A 15,087-nucleotide genomic window follows, 5' to 3' on the forward strand; every position below is an offset into this window, starting at 1 on the left:
AAGTCATCGCGCTCCGATGCGCAGGCTGTCCCACGCTATATCGCTTGTTTCCGGGAAGTAGCACGCTCGGAATCGGCCGTCTCCCGACGTCTCCAACTGCGGCTTTTCGACGGAACATAGACCTTCCGCTCGCGCGCAACGCGGATGAAAGCCACAGCCCGGAGGCGGATTGGCTGCGGAAGGAACCTCTCCCACGATCTGGATCAGAGGCCGGCGGGCCCTCGGATCCGGCACTGGATAGCTGTCGCGCAGAAGCCTGGTGTAAGGATGCAACGGACGGTCAAGAACATCTGCCGTCGGCCCCTCTTCGATGATGCGCCCAAGATACATGACGGAGACTCGGTCGCAGAAATGGCGGACCACCCCGAGATCATGCGAAACGAACAAGAACGACAGGCCGCGGCGTTCGCGCAGCCCCTCCAGCAGTCGAAGAATTTGCGCCTGGACCGAAGCATCGAGTGCAGAAACGGCCTCGTCTGCGACGATCAGTTCGGGATCCAAGACCAGCGCCCGTGCAATGCCGATCCGTTGCCGCTGCCCGCCGGAGAACTCGTGCGGATAGCGTTCCAACGCTTCTCGCGGCAACCCGACCTCGACCATGGCGGCTTCCGCCCTCTCGCGGATCTCCTTGGACGAGAGTCGCAGATGAACGCGAAGAGGTTCTTCCAGAGTCTGGCGAATTGTTCGGCGCGGGTTGAGCGAAGAATAGGGATCCTGAAAGACGATCTGCATCCGGCGCCGCAACGCACGCAAGGTGGCACCCTTGGCGGCCCGGACATCGATGCCGTCGAATAAGATTGATCCGCTATCGGGCTCAATGAGCCGAAGGATGGTACGCGCGACCGTTGACTTGCCACAACCGGACTCGCCCACGAGGCCAAGGGAAGCCCCCTTTGGAATGCGGAAGGACACATCATCGACCGCCCGGACGCATCTGGCGCCTGAACCTCCGTGTCTCACGAAGGTCTTCGAAAGATGACGTACAACAAAGTCGCAGCTTCCCAGGGACGTCGTCATCAATGCACTCCTCCGACCGGTCTGACGGGACAGCGCACCAAATGTCCGGGATCACCTGATGATACGAGCTCTGGGTGCAGTTCGGTACAGCTGCGGTCCTTGAACGGGCAGCGGGGCGCATAGGCGCAGCCTGCTGGAACGGCAGACAGGGCCGGAACACTGCCGGGGATCGGCTCCAGACTCTCGCTGGCCCGGTCAGCTCGCGGCATGGCGCGCAGCAACGCCGCCGTATAAGGGTGCATGGGCTTTGCGAACAGCGCGTCGACGGTCGCAAGCTCGACAATCTCGCCCGCATACATCACGGCAACGCGGTCGGCGATCTGCGCAACCACGCCAAGATTATGCGTGATGAACAACATCGACATTCCGTAGGCCTGTTTGAGCTCTTCGAGTTGAGTCAGCACCTGCGCCTGGATCGTCACATCGAGTGCCGTCGTCGGCTCGTCGGCCAGAAGAACCCTCGGATGGCAGGCAAGTGCCATGGCAATCATGACGCGTTGGCGCATCCCCCCCGAAAATTGATGCGGATACTCATCTAGTCGGCTCTTCGGCGATGGAATCTTGACCTCCGCCAAGAGCCGAAGCGCCTCAGCCTTGGCCTCCATGCGCGACCCTCCGCGATGAATGAGGATCGCCTCCGCGATCTGGTCTCCCACGGTCATGGTCGGATTGAGACTCGTCATCGGCTCCTGGAAGATCATCGCAATCGAATTGCCCCGGATCGTGCTCATGTCCCGCTCGGACAAGGTCACCAGATCTTGACCCTCGAACAACACCTCTCCGCCTTGGATGCGAGCACCGGCATGCGGAAGCAGCCGTAGGATGGACAGGGCCGTGACGCTCTTGCCACTGCCTGACTCGCCCACGACCGCGAGCGTCTCGTTTGGCATCAGTGATACCGAGACGTTTCGTACTGCCGGGTACCAATGGCCGCCGATTCGGAATTCGGTCCGCAGATTGCGCAGGTCGAGAGCTGGCCTAGGAAACGATGTCATGCCTGCTATTCCCCCCGCAGCTTTGGATCGATTGCGTCTCGCAGAGCGTCTCCCAGGAGATTGAGGGCGAGCACGGTCAACAAGATCGCAAGGCTCGGGAAGACCGCGAGCCACCAGGCGTCGAGGATGTTGTCGAACCCTTCGCGGATCATGCTGCCCCAGGTCGGTGTCGGTGGCGGAACGCCCAGCCCGATGAAGCTCAGCGATGCTTCCGTGCGAATCGCGGAAGCCATCCATAGTGAACTCATCACCACGACATCCGAGATGAGATTGGGGAGAATGTGAACCCCCATGATCCGGACGGGTCCGAACCCAAGCGCTCGGCCCGCGATCACGAAGTCCTGCTGCTTCAAGGCAATCGTTGGCGCCCGGGCAACTCGCGCAAACGGCGCGATCTCCGTGATTGCGATTGCAATGATCAGGTTCTGAAGGCTGGCGCCGAGCATCGCCGCAATCATGAGGCCGAGCAGGAGAGCTGGAAACGAGAGCATGACATCGAGCACTCCCATCACGAGCTGATCCAGCGCTCCTCCGACATAACCCGCAACGATTCCGATCGTGCAGCCGATCGTCATCGCAATCAGGATGGCGACGAAACCGACCATCAGGGAGATGCGGGCTCCATAGATCAGACGGGACAGGACATCTCGGCCGTAATTGTCCGTTCCGAACAGGAACTCCGCCGACGGCGGCTCGAGCCTGGCCACGATATTCTGCTCCAGCGGGTCATGAGGCGCGATCAGCGGCGCGAGCACCGCCACGACAATGATGAGCGCAAGAAGCAGCGCACCCAGCCAGAAGAGAGGATTTCTGGAAAAGGCCAGCCACAATCGACTAGGCTGCGACACTGCAACCGATGCAACCCCGACCGTCATTTGTATTTCACCCGCGGATCGATAAGCCCATAGGTAATGTCCGTCAGCGTATTCACGACGATGACGCAGATGGCAAAGATGATCATCAGCCCCTCGAGCAGCGTATAGTCGCGAGCATTGAGTGCCCCGAAGATCAGCTTGCCGAGGCCGGGCCGGTTGAAGATGATCTCCGTGAGCACCGAATTTCCGATCAACGTACCGAAGTAGAGGCCAACAACGGTAACCACCGGAATGAGGCCATTGCGCAGAGCGTGTCGCATGACGAGGCGGGTGGGAGTCACTCCCTTCGCGCGCGCTGTGCGGATGTAATCCTCACCAAGGACTCCCAGCATGGATGACCGCGTGACACGCACCACATAGGCCATCAGGATCAAGCCGAGATTCAGCGCAGGCAAGGCAAGGCTTCGTAACCGTTCGATCGGATCAGTGCTATCGGACGCGAGAACGGGGAACCATCCCAGCTGGATCGCGAATACGATGAGCAAAAGAATCCCTGACACAAACGCTGGGAACGATAGCCCGACCAACGAGACCAGCCGCGAGACGTAGTCGATCCAGCTGTTGCGGCCGAGCGCGGCGAGGATTCCGAGCGGCAGACCCAGGACGATTCCGATCACGATGGCCGCCAAGGTGAGTTGGATTGTGGAGGGCAACACCAGCAGGACCTCCTGCACGACAGTCCGGCCGCTGCTCAGCGATTGCCCGAGATTTCCGTTGAGCACCTCACCGAGAAAGTGAAGATATTGGACCTGGATCGGCTGATCGAGCCCGAGCCGGGCGCGCATCGCGCGAAGCGAGGCTTCGGTTGCCTGGTCGCCGAGGATGACGGATGCCGCATCACCCGGAACGAGACGCACCAGCACGAAGATTGCTGTCAACATCACCAGCAAGGTGGGGATGGCCAGCAGCAGCCGCTTGAAGGCAAAGCTGATCATTGGATCACCCAGCACATTCGCGAGTAGAAACCAGAACGTTCGGACTGAACTCTTCTCTCCAGACAAGGAAAGTGCCTCACAACACCTCCTCCTTTTGATCGAGTGTGGCCAGCTCTCCAAGCGTCACGGGCTTGAGCGGGGGCCTGACTCGATAGAAGCCGATCTCCCCTATAGGACAATCCTGGATTTCCGCGAGGATGCGGGTGACGGTATAACCGCATTGCCGCCCCTGGCAGGGGCCCATCCCTGCACGCGTGAAGGCCTTGATCTGGTTCGGGCCGGAGCCGCCGATCTGCGCCATCGCCCGGATCTCTCCTGCCGTGACCTCCTCGCAGCGGCATATGACGGTCTCATCGGACGGACTAAAAATCCTGCCGTGGGGTCTGAACATGGTGTCAAGAAAGGGCCGCAAGGCAAGTTCGCGAGCCAAACTCTTTTGAACGCGCAGCGCTTCCTTGAGCACGATCTGCTCGTCCGCATAGCCGAGCTTGACTGCCAGCCTGTGTGCTGCGAGCGCCCCACGACATTGCGCGGCCTTCGCGCCAGCAATGCCCGCGCCGTCCCCGGCAATGAAGATACCGGCTTTGGTCGTTTCACCCCATTGATCGAGAACCGGAACGTAGCAATCCTGCTCGTCACGCCATTCAACCGCGCAGCCCAGCCCCAGCGGAGCATGGACGTTCGGCACGACACCTTCATGCACAAGCAGATTATCCGCGGAAACGGTCTTCTCTTGCGCATCGGCCGTTCGATAGCTGATGGATTCGATCCGGTCAGATCCGTGCGCCACGAGGTCGATGACATGGCGGACGACGGGCACACGCCGGTGTCGAAGGACGGCCGTCCACGCGAGCCCTTTGAGGAGCGCCCCACTGCCACGCAGGGCCTTCGGCAGATGCCGGAGCGCCGCCCAATGACTCCCGGCCGGTGTCGTGTCCAGATAGCCGGCGATCTGACCTCCGGCGTTGAGCAACTGAACGAGGTAGAGAAGCGGCAACGGGCCACAACCAGCGACCCAGACCGGCTTGGAGGGGATCTGCCCGGCGGTCTTCAACAGGACCTGAGCGGCACCCACCGTGAGGACTCCCGGCAGTGTCCAGCCTGGGAAGGGAGCAGGCCGCTCCTGGGCGCCGGTTGCGAGGATGATGGCGCGCGCCTCGATCGTCCTGGCTTTGCCATCATGGGTCACGAAGGCACGAAAACCAGGTTCGACCTGCCAAAGCTGTGTACGAGGCTCGTACCGCGCGCCACTGGCGCGGAATGCATCGGTCGCAGCCTTTCCGTCCTGATAAGTCCTTCCAAGGATGGCTCCCCTCGGGGTCGCCGCTTGGGTTTCGACCGAGCGCCAGATCTGCCCGCCAGGAGAACTTTGATCGTCCACAACCAGGACGTCAATTCCATAGCGGCGGGCTGTGATGGCCGCTGTCATGCCAGCAGGGCCAGCCCCTACGATGAGAAGATCGGTGGTGCTCATGACGGCAAGCACCGCTTACGCTGCTGGCGCTCAACCTTCATGCCCTCCTGAACCGGGGTCATGCAGGTCTGAACCGAGGCGATTCCATCTACCTGAGCGAGACAGTCGAAGCAGACGCCGATCATACAATAGGGAGCTCGCCCGCTCCCTTTGACCGGTGTGGGGCGCGACCAGACGACAGCCTGCCGGAGCAGCACAGCTGCCAGGCTTTCGCCCGGCTCCGCCGTGACAGGTTTGCCTTCGACATAGACAGTCACGGTCTCGGCGGGCTCATGCAGCTTTCGAAACATCAAAGCGACTCTGATGAAAGATATCGAGCGAATCCGGCAACTGGCCGGCCGAGATGGCATCGGCCAAGACGGTGGAATGCAGAGCTGCAAGCGTGACGCCTGAATGGCACAACGCCACGAAGGCTCCCCGGTGCTTCTGGGACTGGGCGTAGACGGGACACCCGTCAGGGGTCATGATGCGCAACCCGGCCCACTGCCGAACCAATTTTGCCTCGGCAAGCCCCGGCACGATGCGAAGCGTCCGCCGACTGAGATCTGCGGCCGCGATCGCGGTCGCGGAGCTATCGAAACCAGTCTCCTCATGGGTAGCACCGATCATCACGGTGCCTTCCCGGGTTTGACGCAAGCCACTCGTCGGCAGAGGCAGAAATGGTTCAAGGCGCTCGGTCACCAGGATCTGCCCGCGTTGAGGCCGCAGCGGGATTTCAAGACCCACTTGCCGCGCCAGCGCCTGAGACCCGAGACCCGCAGCGATCAGCACGCGCGGCGCACTGACGGTCTCGTTTCCGAACGTCACCGTAAAGCCCGCCTCGCTGGGCACGATCTGCCGCACCGCAGCGTTTGGGCGCAGATCTCCACCCAGACGCAGGATTCCGGCATGAAGAGCCGCAAGGAGCTGAAGCGGATTGGCATGCCCGTCCCGCTGGCCGAAGCTGGCGCCGGCCACGTCAGGCCCCAATCGAACCTTCGGAAGCAGTTTGGCCAGTTCAGCGCGATCGAGCATCCGCCAATCCGCCTCCGCTCCGCCGAGCTGATTCTGCAGCCGCTGAAGGTCCAAGCGGCGCTTCTCGAACGCGTCATCTCCGAGGCAGAACGCAAAACCGCCATTCTGTTCATACTGAAGATCCAACGCGGCCAGATCAGTGAGTTCCGACGCAAAGTCGGACCACATGTCGACGCTACGGCGTGACAGCTGCTGATAGGCGGGCATGTTCTGGCCTTTGCCCTGTAGCCAAACAAGGCCGAAATTGGCCCGCGCCGCACGATGGTCGCGATCGTCACCGTCGAGCACGAGCACTCGGCGTTGTCTTCGCGCAAGCCCATAAGCGATCGCAGCACCGACCGTGCCCGCACCGATAACTATTATCTCAGGATGCATCAGATTTCCTCTTGCCCAATATGACGACAAAAAGAGATATTTGGTCAAAGTCGAAAATCTCTGGCTGTATTCTTCAGGGTTATGGGATGGCTCGTCAGATCAATCTCAGACAGGTTGAGGCGTTCAAAGCGGTGATCGAGAGCGGCTCGATCAGCCGAGCCGCTTTGATCCTCAACATCTCCCAGCCCGCGATGAGCAAACTGATCGCTCATCTCGAAGAGGATACCGGGCTCAGCCTGTTCGATCGCGTCAAGGGCCGCCTTGCTCCGACAGAGCGCGGCATGCGGCTTTACAAGGAGATTGATCGTATTTTTTCAGGTGTCCGCCAGGTGGAGAATGCCGTCGAGGCGATCCGCCGCGAGGAGCAGGGGCAGCTTCTTGTCGGAGTCATGCCGGCTTTGTCGCGTTCGTTCATCCAGCAGGCGACGATGGGCTTCCTGCAGCAGCATCCCAACGTGTTCTGCTCGGTCAAGTCACGCAGCTCGGAATGGATCGTGGACTGGCTGGTCACACGCAAGCTCGATGTCGGCCTTGTCAGCTCGCGGATCGACAATCCCTATGTGATCGCCGAACCGCTGATCCAGCACCCGCTCGTCTGCATCATGCCGACCGATCATCCCCTCGCCATGAAGAACGTTGTGGAGCCCGATGATCTCGACGACATTCCCTTCGTGTCTTTCGACCCTGAGAGCCAGGCCGGTCAGTGCATTGCGACGATGTTCGACGCCTACAACGTCAGACCCAACACCGTGCTCGTTGCCAATGTCTCGCCGACCCTGTGCGAATTCGTGGCAGCCGGCCTCGGCGTCGCGCTGGTGCACCCTTTGATGTTCAGCGGGCTTCAGGACCGTCTGGCCATCAGACGCTTCGAGCCTGCTTTGTCTTACGACTTCCAGCTCTGTCGAATACGCGACAGCCGCAATGCAAGTCTGGTCGACGCCTTCCTGCAGCAGGCGCGCACGACGGCCGCACGGCTCTCCCAGGAGTCGCTCAGCGCGGCATAAGCGTCGTCGCCTCGGTGATCGGCGGAGCGAGGTTCATGGCTCCTTTGAGCTCATAGCCGTAGTTGACACGCTTGCTGTGCCCCCAGACCTGCTGAAGCTCAAACAGCGGAACAGAACAGACGGCGTCGTGGATCTTGCGCTGAGCCTCCTTCCACAGCTCCTGCTGCCGCTCCACACTGCCTTCCACCCGCGCCGCCTGTATGTCGGCGTCCGCAACGTCGCAATGGGAGAAATTGGCAACCGCCGTCGGCTTTCCGATGCTCGAGCCCGAGTGATAGAACTCGGTCAGATAAGTGTCGGCGACCGGAAATCTGGCGGCGCCATAAAACACCAGAGCGCTGGCATTACCGCGAATCTGGCTCTGATAGGTGGCGTGATCGACAACGCTCATATCCAGCTTGATACCGGCCTTTGCGAGCTGGCGCTGAATAATTTCCATTGTCGGCAGGATAGCCGAGATATTGGACACCACGACCTTGAGCGTCAGGCCATTTGGGTAGCCCGCTTCGGCCAGAAGTGCCTTGGCCTTCACCGGATCGTAAGCATAAGCCCCTGATGAACAGTCCTCTCCGATATAGCCCGGGGGCACGACCGAGCAGCCTTTCAGACTGACGCTCTTACCGACAAACTGCACGAGATCGTCGAGATTGACCGCAGCGGCGATTGCCTGTCGGACTTTCAGGTCATCGAGCGGCGGAATACTGCTGTTGATGTGAAGCGTTCGAAACTCTCCTGGACGGAAGACATCAACGACCATGTTGCCGCGCTGGCGGGTCATATCGACCCAGCGTTGCTCGCGCCGGCCTTGGATGACGTCGAGCTCTCCAGACGCAAAGGCGAGCTCGCGGGCGCTGTCGGAGGGGATCGTACGGTACATGATATTGCTGATCTGCGGCCGGCCGCGGAAATAGCCCTCGTTTGCGACCAGCTTCACATGCCGCTGCGTTTCATGCTCTGAAAACGCAAACGGACCTGTACCGACGGGATTGGAGGCAAACTTGTCTCCGAGCTCCTCCACTGCTCTTTTGCAGACAATGTTTCCGCCGTGATAGTTGGACAAGCGGCCGAGGAAATTCGGATCTGGATACTTCAGGGTCATGCGAACGGTGGACCCGTCTACCTTGGCGATGCTCTCCACCGCGGAGAAGTCTGCAGCGAAGCTCGATCGGCTGGGGTCTGCGGCACGTGTCAGCGAGTAGACGACATCATCTGCGGTGAGGCTGCCCCAGTCGCCGTGAAACTTGACGCCCTTTCGGAGGAAGAAGGTCCAGACTCGTCCGTCTGGGGACGTTTCCCACCGCTCGGCGAGATCGGGTTCGAGATCCTTAGGGTCCGCGCTCCCTGGCTTGAATCGAACCAGGCCGTTGAACATCAGGCCGATCAGCGGCTTGTCGGTGCTGGTCGTCGCACGATGGGGGTCAAGCGTGGTAATGTCTGATCCACCGGCCCCGATTTGCAGGGTGGTCCCCGGGGCTTCCGCTGCAGACACATCACCGGTCGCGTTCACCGCGACGGCGATGCAGAAAGCCAACATATAGACGTACTTCATGGAGACGTGCTTCATCCGGTGCCTCGCCCGTTGCCCACGCAGCAGGCTGGAAGAGTCCTGCATCTCTGTCAAAGTCCGAAATCAAGGAGACCTATTCTTGGGCGTTATGGGGCTAACGACGAAGCTCAACTGCGGCGCAAAAGTGTGAGTCCCAGGACCCAGGTGACAGCGACTGCAATCAGAGCTTGCGCGTCGGCCGCGCCGAATGCCACGCCCACCTACAAAGCTCCTGGATCGGCAGATACAGCCGGGAAGCGGTAGTAGCCTCACTCTCGCGTTCCGCCCCGCCGAGAGCGGCCTGCCACCCCTCCTCTTGCGGCACCAAACGGCATCGCAGTCGTATTGACATCAATACAATATCTGTTTTCGGGTCGTAACGAATAAATCTCAAGGTTGCGACCAGAGCTTCGTCCAAACAGATCTGCCGAGATAAGCCTGCCTGGCGACTGAGGAGCGCGCGCCGTCATCGGACACCCGGCCATTCGCGGCCCTGGTGCCCAAGCAACAAATCGTCATCAGCCGACGTGCACCACTCATGCCACGCAGGCGCTTTCTTGACGAGCCACCGAGATTGGCGGTGCTACGCGACGACAGGACCACGAGACCCCCCGGCTAAGGTGTGCAGCACACCCCGCCTCACGTCGCACCCGCGGGCCCCACCAAAAGCCCGCAGCAGATGGCACCGCTGGCAGCCGAGATCATAGAGCGGATCAGGCACGCGCGAGCTTCCGATCCGACGAACGAGAAGAGTACTGCGCTTTCGCCGACACAACCACGTCGTCAATATGACCGCTCCAGCGAACTTAACGACGTACCGGCAATTCAGCTATCGGTCTTGATCCTCTTCTTCCTGGCGATCACGGCGTTCTCACCCGAGTTGAAGACGTTCCATCATCGCATAGGACATGCGACTGCATCCAGGACCACCACCTTTCCTGGTAGCTGGGCCGATTGTGATCTTCATATTAGGATGCCGTTGGGGCCGGCATGGATGGATGCGAAAGCTGATGGACTCCTGTGTCGGAGCGAGATGACACCGGGCTGAACAGAGGTCGTTTGGCGCAGGCACGGCCGTCTGCTCTCGGCAGACGCCAGATTGGCGTCCGCAGTGACCCAGACTGGTCACAACCTGCACACCACGTACTTCGCGTCGACTCAAGGTGCGGAGACGGACCAGGAGATTACGGATGCAAGGTCATCCTGGACGAACGGACGTCTTGATGCTGGGCTTTCGTGCCACCTCTACCATCGCAGCAATCGCAGCTGCGGTCGCGAGCTGCGCCAACGGCGCTCAACTCGCCGTGACGCGCTTGATCGTCCAGCGGCATGACCCGCTGGCCGTCGCCTTTCTTCGCTGTGCGATTGCGGCTGCGTGCCTCGCGCCGCTTCTCAGGAGATCGCAATGTCCGCCGGCCCGGGATTGTGCGACCATCCTCGCTCTTGGTGGTGTCGTCGCGGGTCTCTGTCCGTGGCTTTTGACTATTGCCATGCAATACACCACCGCCTCGCGGGGAGCGCTTGTGATCTGTTCCAGCCCTTTGCTGACCCTGCCATTCGCCGCCATGGTCGGACAGGAAAGATGCACCCGGCGCCGGGTCGCCGGCTGTTGCTGCGCGCTCATCGGAGTTGCCGTCGGACTTTCCGGACAGCTCGTTACGGGCACGCCAATGACCATCAATCGTGGCGATGCGGTCGTGCTCCTCACCACCGTGTTGTTGGCACTGTTCAACGTCTGCGCTGCTCGCATGTTGACGCGCTATCCCGCCCACACGATCGCTCCGATCGCCTGTCTCGGAGGCCTTGTGGTCTTGTTCGCCTTCACCCTCGCGGGAGGCACGCTCGGCGGCCTACCGCTGCTTGCCGCCGAGGATTGGCTCGCGGTTCTGTTCTGCGGGACGGTTGGGGGAGCCGGCGTATTGTTGCTCTGGTCCTGGGCCATCGAACAAGCTTCGGCGGCCAGGATTGCGATCTTCGTGACGGCGGCGCCGATTTCGGCGGCCGCCGCCGGCGTCATCCTGTTGGCTGAGAACCTGCCGCCTCAACTCGCCGTTGGGACCGGCCTCATCCTCGTCGGGATCTACTTCGTCTACCGGGCCGAACCGTTTGCCAAGCGCCAAGTGTAACGCATGGCGGCGATCCCTTCAGTTCCGAGGGACCGCACCCACACTCAAGCGGCTTCTCTCGAACCCGGAGATCGGCGGCGGCTCGCCGCCGAATTCGATCCGGGGAATCGCGTCGAGAAGCGCCTTGGTATATTCGTGTTGCGGTCTGCTGAACAGGTCTGCGACCGCTGCCTGCTCGACAATGCGTCCCCCCTTCATGACCATGACGCGATCGCACATCAGCCTGACGATGTTGAGATCATGACTGACGAACAAATAGGACAGGCCCAGCGCCCGCTTCAGCTTGTTCAGCTGATTGAGAACGACGGCCTGCACGGAGACGTCCAAGGCCGAGGTCGGCTCGTCGAGCACGACCAGCGCCGGGTTAACCGAAATCGCCCGGCCAATGCCGACGCGGGCCTTTTGACCGCCGGAGAGTTGATGTGGGTACCTGCTGAGCAGCGCCTTCGGAAACTCGACAAGGTCGCAGATGCTGTGGATGCGCTGTTCGAGGTCATCCGATCTTTTCAGCCGTTCGAGACGAAGCAGCGGATCGGCAATTGCCTCGAATGCGGTCCGCCGCGGATCCAGGCTGGAGGCGGGATCCTGAAACACGATCTGAATCAGCCGCCGCTTGGCCGACCTTGCAAAGGACCGCGGGTCGGCATCGGCGATCTCTTCACCATGAAGCCTGATCGATCCCGCCGAGGGCTTGACCAGTTTGGCAATCAGCCGCGACGTTGTCGTCTTACCCGACCCCGACTCGCCGACAAGTCCGACACATTCGCCCTGGTGCACCTCGAAGCTGAGATCATCGACCGCCCGAAACGACGAGGGCCCGGCCGCGGGGCGGCTGCGCCAAGGCGCCATGAATTTCGACAGGGTGCGTGGCGACTTCTGCAGTACGTAATCGTGCGTCAGCCCCTGGACGCTAAGAACGGGCTCCTTCGCAAGATCAGGCATATGAGCCGCCTCCGGGAGCTGCCGGGTCGGACCGAAGACCTGCGGCTCAGAGGCAGGGATCAGGTCCGAAAGCTTGTCATGACCCTGCGGCGTCGCGCTCAGCAGCTTCCGCGTGTAGACGTGTTGCGGACGACTGAAGATCTGCGCGGTCGGACCGTGCTCGACGACTCGTCCGCGCTCCATGATGATGACGCGGTCACAATATTGCGCCGCCAGACCGAGATCATGGGTGATGAACATGGTGGACATGCCGCGAGAGCGATTCAACTCCACCAGCAGTTCCATGATGGCCTTCTGGGTGGTGACGTCCAAGCCGGTGGTCGGCTCGTCAGCCAGCAGCAGCCGTGGCGTACACGCAAGCGCCATGGCGATCACGCTGCGCTGACACATTCCGCCGGACATCTCGAACGGATAGGCGTGGACACGACGCTCAGGGGCGTGAATGTGAACCGCACGCAGGGCTTCGATAGCTCTCCTGTCGGCGTCACTGCCCCTCAGCGGGCTGTGCGCTCTCAGGACGTCGCTGATCTGCGCTCCGACCGGCCTGATCGGATTGAGAGCCGTTTGCGGGCTCTGGAACACCATTGATATCTCACTTCCGCGAATGGCCTTCAGCTCCGACTCCCGCAGGCCGAGTAATGACCGGCCGAGATAGGTGATCGAACCCGATTGCACCCGAGCCTGGCGCGGAAGCAACCCCAGGATCGAGTAGGCCGTGACGGATTTCCCGGAGCCGCTTTCTCCGACGATGCCAACGATCTCGCCCGCTTCGATTTCGAACGACACGTGATCGAGCGCCCGCACGCGTCCATGCGGGGCATCGAACTCGACAGCCAAGCCATCAATGCTCAGCAGCGGGGGATCGGATCTCTTCAACATGACCTGCTCACCAGGGCTTCTATCGGCTACGAACGTCGAGGATGTCCCTCAAGGCATCACCCAGCAGATTGAAGGCGAACACTGCCAAGGCGAGCGCTGCGCCTGGAAAGACGACAAGCCACCAATTGCCAGCCATCGCCTGAGCGGCGCCATCAGCGACCATGATCCCCCACTCCGCCGTCGGCGGCCGAATGCCGAGGCCGATGAAGGACAGGCTTGCGGCATTGAGGATCGCCCAGCCGAGATTGACGGACAACTGAACCATGAGGTTGGGCATCACGTTCGGGAGTAGAACGCGCGCTATGATCCGACCGTCGCCATTGCCGGCGACGCGCGCTGCCTCGACAAACAGCTGGCTGCTCAACACGCCGACCTCCACGCGCGCCAGCCGCACATAGAATGGGAGATTCACGATCGCGGTGGCAAGGATCACATTGCGCAGATCGTTGCCGAGAGCGGCAACCAGCGCCATGGCCAGAACGAACAGCGGAAAGACCTGGAGCATCTCGGCGATGCGGCTGGTCCAGAGATCGAAGGCACCGCCCAGATAGCCAGATAATCCGCCGATGCCGACGCCTATGGTGAAGGACGCCGTCACCGCGCAGACCGCGATGAAGAGATCGAGGCGCGCAGACACGATCACTCTGCTCAGAACGTCCCGCCCCAGCTGGTCGGTGCCGAACCAATGCGTCCCGCTTGGCGGCAGAAGCACATGGCCGAGATCGGTCGCATAGGGATCGAACGGTGCCAACATTGGTCCGAACAAAGCCAAGAGCAGCATGATTGCGACGGTCGTGACGGCCGCAACAGACAACCAGTTCAGCGTGACGATCCGCGCCGCATGTGAGACGATCGAAAATGAAGACTGCATCATACCCCTCTGCGTGCGCGTGGATCAGCAAGGCCATAGGCGACATCGATCGCCAGATTGACGGTGACAAGAAGCAGCCCCATCAGCAGGACGAACCCTTGTACGGGCGCATAGTCGGATGCGAGCAGCGCATTCAGCGCGAAGCTGCCGATGCCGGGCCAGCCGAAGACCCGTTCGACCAGAACATTCGAACCAAGCATCGTCGAGAACACGATCCCCATCGTCGTCAACACCGGCAGCAGCGCATTGCGCAGCGCGTAGCGGATGTAGACCGTGACGTCGCTGAGCCCCATCGCGCGCGCCGTACGCACGAAATCGGAACTCAGCACCCCCAGCATGGCAGATCGCGTCATGCGCGTCAGCGGCGACAGCACGAAGATCGCCATTGTGATGCTCGGCAGCACAAGCCTGCCAGCAGCTGACTGCAGCGCATCCCAGCGCCCGCTGAGGCTGCTGTCGATCAGGAGAAAGCCTGTCAGACGCGGCGGCGCGGCGATGAACATGTCGATCCGATCGACGGGTTCCGGAGCGATACCAAGCCAGAGAAAGAACACGTAGGTCAGGAGCAGGCCCGTGACGAAGGTCGGCATCGACACGCCGATACTGCTGATGACGCGCGCCAAGTGATCCACCGGCGAGCCGCGCCATATCGCTGCCATGACGCCTAGAGGAATGGATATGGCGAGCGCCAGCAGCAGCGCCACGACCGCCAGCTCAAGCGAGGCTGGCAGGCGCTCGCGCAGCTCCGTCAGGACCGGACGCCCGGTTGTGAATGACATGCCAAGATCAGCCCGGCCGATATCCTTCACATAGATCAGGAGCTGCTCGGGGACGGACCGATCGAGGCCGAGCTTTTGTCGGACATAGGCCGTCTCCTCCGCGGTCGGTACGGGACCCGACGCGAAGAAAACCGCCGGATCGCCGGGGAGAACGCGCATGATGAGGAATGTCGCCACGACCAGGGTGCAGATCGCGGGCACCGCCGCAAGCAGGCGGCGCAGGAAGAAGGTCAACATTGCGGGGCTCCAAGCTCT

Annotated in this window: 13 protein-coding genes; 2 read left to right on the forward strand and 11 right to left on the reverse strand. The window is 61.4% G+C overall.

Going from position 1 to position 15,087, the window contains the following annotated elements:
* Window positions 1-3: 3 nt before the first annotated feature.
* From QX073_RS27450 to QX073_RS27480, 7 genes are all read right to left on the reverse strand, one after another.
* Window positions 4-1,017, reverse strand: coding sequence for an oligopeptide/dipeptide ABC transporter ATP-binding protein (locus QX073_RS27450; RefSeq protein WP_315716418.1), 1,014 nt, complete (start codon window positions 1,015-1,017; stop codon window positions 4-6).
* Entirely contained in the window at window positions 1,017-2,012 is a 996-nt protein-coding gene (locus QX073_RS27455) for an ABC transporter ATP-binding protein (protein WP_315716419.1), read from the reverse strand. The genes QX073_RS27450 and QX073_RS27455 overlap by 1 nt, the downstream gene beginning before the upstream one ends.
* 5 nt (window positions 2,013-2,017) lie before the next feature.
* A complete protein-coding gene (locus tag QX073_RS27460) occupies window positions 2,018-2,887 on the reverse strand; it encodes an ABC transporter permease (RefSeq protein WP_315716420.1) in 870 nt (289 codons plus the stop codon).
* Window positions 2,884-3,822 (reverse strand): ABC transporter permease, encoded by a 939-nt coding sequence (locus QX073_RS27465; protein ID WP_315716421.1) that lies wholly within the window; start codon window positions 3,820-3,822, stop codon window positions 2,884-2,886. The genes QX073_RS27460 and QX073_RS27465 overlap by 4 nt, the downstream gene beginning before the upstream one ends.
* 76 nt (window positions 3,823-3,898) lie before the next feature.
* On the reverse strand, window positions 3,899-5,296 hold the full coding sequence (locus QX073_RS27470; RefSeq protein WP_315716422.1) for an NAD(P)/FAD-dependent oxidoreductase: 1,398 nt from the start codon (window positions 5,294-5,296) through the stop codon (window positions 3,899-3,901).
* Window positions 5,293-5,586 carry a (2Fe-2S)-binding protein gene (locus QX073_RS27475; protein WP_315716423.1) on the reverse strand — a complete coding sequence of 98 codons (294 nt, stop codon included), beginning with the start codon at window positions 5,584-5,586 and terminating at the stop codon, window positions 5,293-5,295. Before QX073_RS27475 ends, QX073_RS27470 begins: the two co-directional genes overlap by 4 nt.
* Complete coding sequence (locus tag QX073_RS27480; protein WP_316226680.1) at window positions 5,567-6,685, reverse strand: FAD-dependent oxidoreductase; 1,119 nt, start codon at window positions 6,683-6,685, stop codon at window positions 5,567-5,569. Before QX073_RS27480 ends, QX073_RS27475 begins: the two co-directional genes overlap by 20 nt.
* Before the next feature lie 20 nt (window positions 6,686-6,705).
* Between QX073_RS27480 and QX073_RS27485 the strand changes: the two genes are divergently transcribed.
* Window positions 6,706-7,689 carry a LysR substrate-binding domain-containing protein gene (locus QX073_RS27485; protein WP_315716467.1) on the forward strand — a complete coding sequence of 328 codons (984 nt, stop codon included), beginning with the start codon at window positions 6,706-6,708 and terminating at the stop codon, window positions 7,687-7,689.
* Here the strand turns inward: QX073_RS27485 and QX073_RS27490 are convergent.
* Window positions 7,676-9,238 (reverse strand): ABC transporter substrate-binding protein, encoded by a 1,563-nt coding sequence (locus tag QX073_RS27490; RefSeq protein ID WP_315716424.1) that lies wholly within the window; start codon window positions 9,236-9,238, stop codon window positions 7,676-7,678. The two genes, QX073_RS27485 and QX073_RS27490, sit on opposite strands and share 14 nt — an antisense overlap.
* A gap of 1,220 nt (window positions 9,239-10,458) precedes the next feature.
* Here QX073_RS27490 and QX073_RS27495 point away from each other — a divergent pair.
* Entirely contained in the window at window positions 10,459-11,361 is a 903-nt protein-coding gene (locus QX073_RS27495; RefSeq protein ID WP_316226681.1) for a DMT family transporter, read from the forward strand.
* An 18-nt stretch (window positions 11,362-11,379) separates the two neighbouring features.
* On the opposite strand, the gene QX073_RS27500 is transcribed toward QX073_RS27495, so the two are convergent.
* Genes QX073_RS27500 through QX073_RS27510 form a run of 3 tightly spaced genes read right to left on the reverse strand, consistent with a single transcriptional unit; the run spans window position 11,380 to window position 15,069 of the window.
* A complete protein-coding gene (locus QX073_RS27500; RefSeq protein ID WP_315716426.1) occupies window positions 11,380-13,182 on the reverse strand; it encodes an ABC transporter ATP-binding protein in 1,803 nt (600 codons plus the stop codon).
* A 19-nt stretch (window positions 13,183-13,201) separates the two neighbouring features.
* Window positions 13,202-14,053 carry an ABC transporter permease gene (locus tag QX073_RS27505; RefSeq protein ID WP_315716427.1) on the reverse strand — a complete coding sequence of 284 codons (852 nt, stop codon included), beginning with the start codon at window positions 14,051-14,053 and terminating at the stop codon, window positions 13,202-13,204.
* Window positions 14,053-15,069: an ABC transporter permease gene (locus QX073_RS27510; RefSeq protein WP_315716428.1), complete on the reverse strand. Its 1,017-nt coding sequence runs from the start codon at window positions 15,067-15,069 to the stop codon at window positions 14,053-14,055. Before QX073_RS27510 ends, QX073_RS27505 begins: the two co-directional genes overlap by 1 nt.
* Window positions 15,070-15,087: the final 18 nt, after the last annotated feature.

This window comes from Bradyrhizobium sp. SZCCHNS3052, from assembly GCF_032484495.1.
In the GTDB taxonomy this organism is placed as follows: Bacteria; Pseudomonadota; Alphaproteobacteria; order Rhizobiales; family Xanthobacteraceae; genus Bradyrhizobium.

What these genes read in the sequence shown, in the direction of transcription:
- QX073_RS27450 (WP_315716418.1), bottom strand. Translation starts at nt 1,017, where the DNA reads ATGACGACGTCCCTGGGAAGCTGCGACTTTGTTGTACGTCATCTTTCG.
- QX073_RS27455 (WP_315716419.1), bottom strand. Translation starts at nt 2,012, where the DNA reads ATGACATCGTTTCCTAGGCCAGCTCTCGACCTGCGCAATCTGCGGACC.
- QX073_RS27460 (WP_315716420.1), bottom strand. Translation starts at nt 2,887, where the DNA reads ATGACGGTCGGGGTTGCATCGGTTGCAGTGTCGCAGCCTAGTCGATTG.
- QX073_RS27465 (WP_315716421.1), bottom strand. Translation starts at nt 3,822, where the DNA reads ATGATCAGCTTTGCCTTCAAGCGGCTGCTGCTGGCCATCCCCACCTTG.
- QX073_RS27470 (WP_315716422.1), bottom strand. Translation starts at nt 5,296, where the DNA reads ATGAGCACCACCGATCTTCTCATCGTAGGGGCTGGCCCTGCTGGCATG.
- QX073_RS27475 (WP_315716423.1), bottom strand. Translation starts at nt 5,586, where the DNA reads ATGTTTCGAAAGCTGCATGAGCCCGCCGAGACCGTGACTGTCTATGTC.
- QX073_RS27480 (WP_316226680.1), bottom strand. Translation starts at nt 6,685, where the DNA reads ATGCATCCTGAGATAATAGTTATCGGTGCGGGCACGGTCGGTGCTGCG.
- QX073_RS27485 (WP_315716467.1), top strand. Translation starts at nt 6,706, where the DNA reads ATGACGACAAAAAGAGATATTTGGTCAAAGTCGAAAATCTCTGGCTGT.
- QX073_RS27490 (WP_315716424.1), bottom strand. Translation starts at nt 9,238, where the DNA reads ATGAAGTACGTCTATATGTTGGCTTTCTGCATCGCCGTCGCGGTGAAC.
- QX073_RS27495 (WP_316226681.1), top strand. Translation starts at nt 10,459, where the DNA reads ATGCTGGGCTTTCGTGCCACCTCTACCATCGCAGCAATCGCAGCTGCG.
- QX073_RS27500 (WP_315716426.1), bottom strand. Translation starts at nt 13,182, where the DNA reads ATGTTGAAGAGATCCGATCCCCCGCTGCTGAGCATTGATGGCTTGGCT.
- QX073_RS27505 (WP_315716427.1), bottom strand. Translation starts at nt 14,053, where the DNA reads ATGCAGTCTTCATTTTCGATCGTCTCACATGCGGCGCGGATCGTCACG.
- QX073_RS27510 (WP_315716428.1), bottom strand. Translation starts at nt 15,069, where the DNA reads ATGTTGACCTTCTTCCTGCGCCGCCTGCTTGCGGCGGTGCCCGCGATC.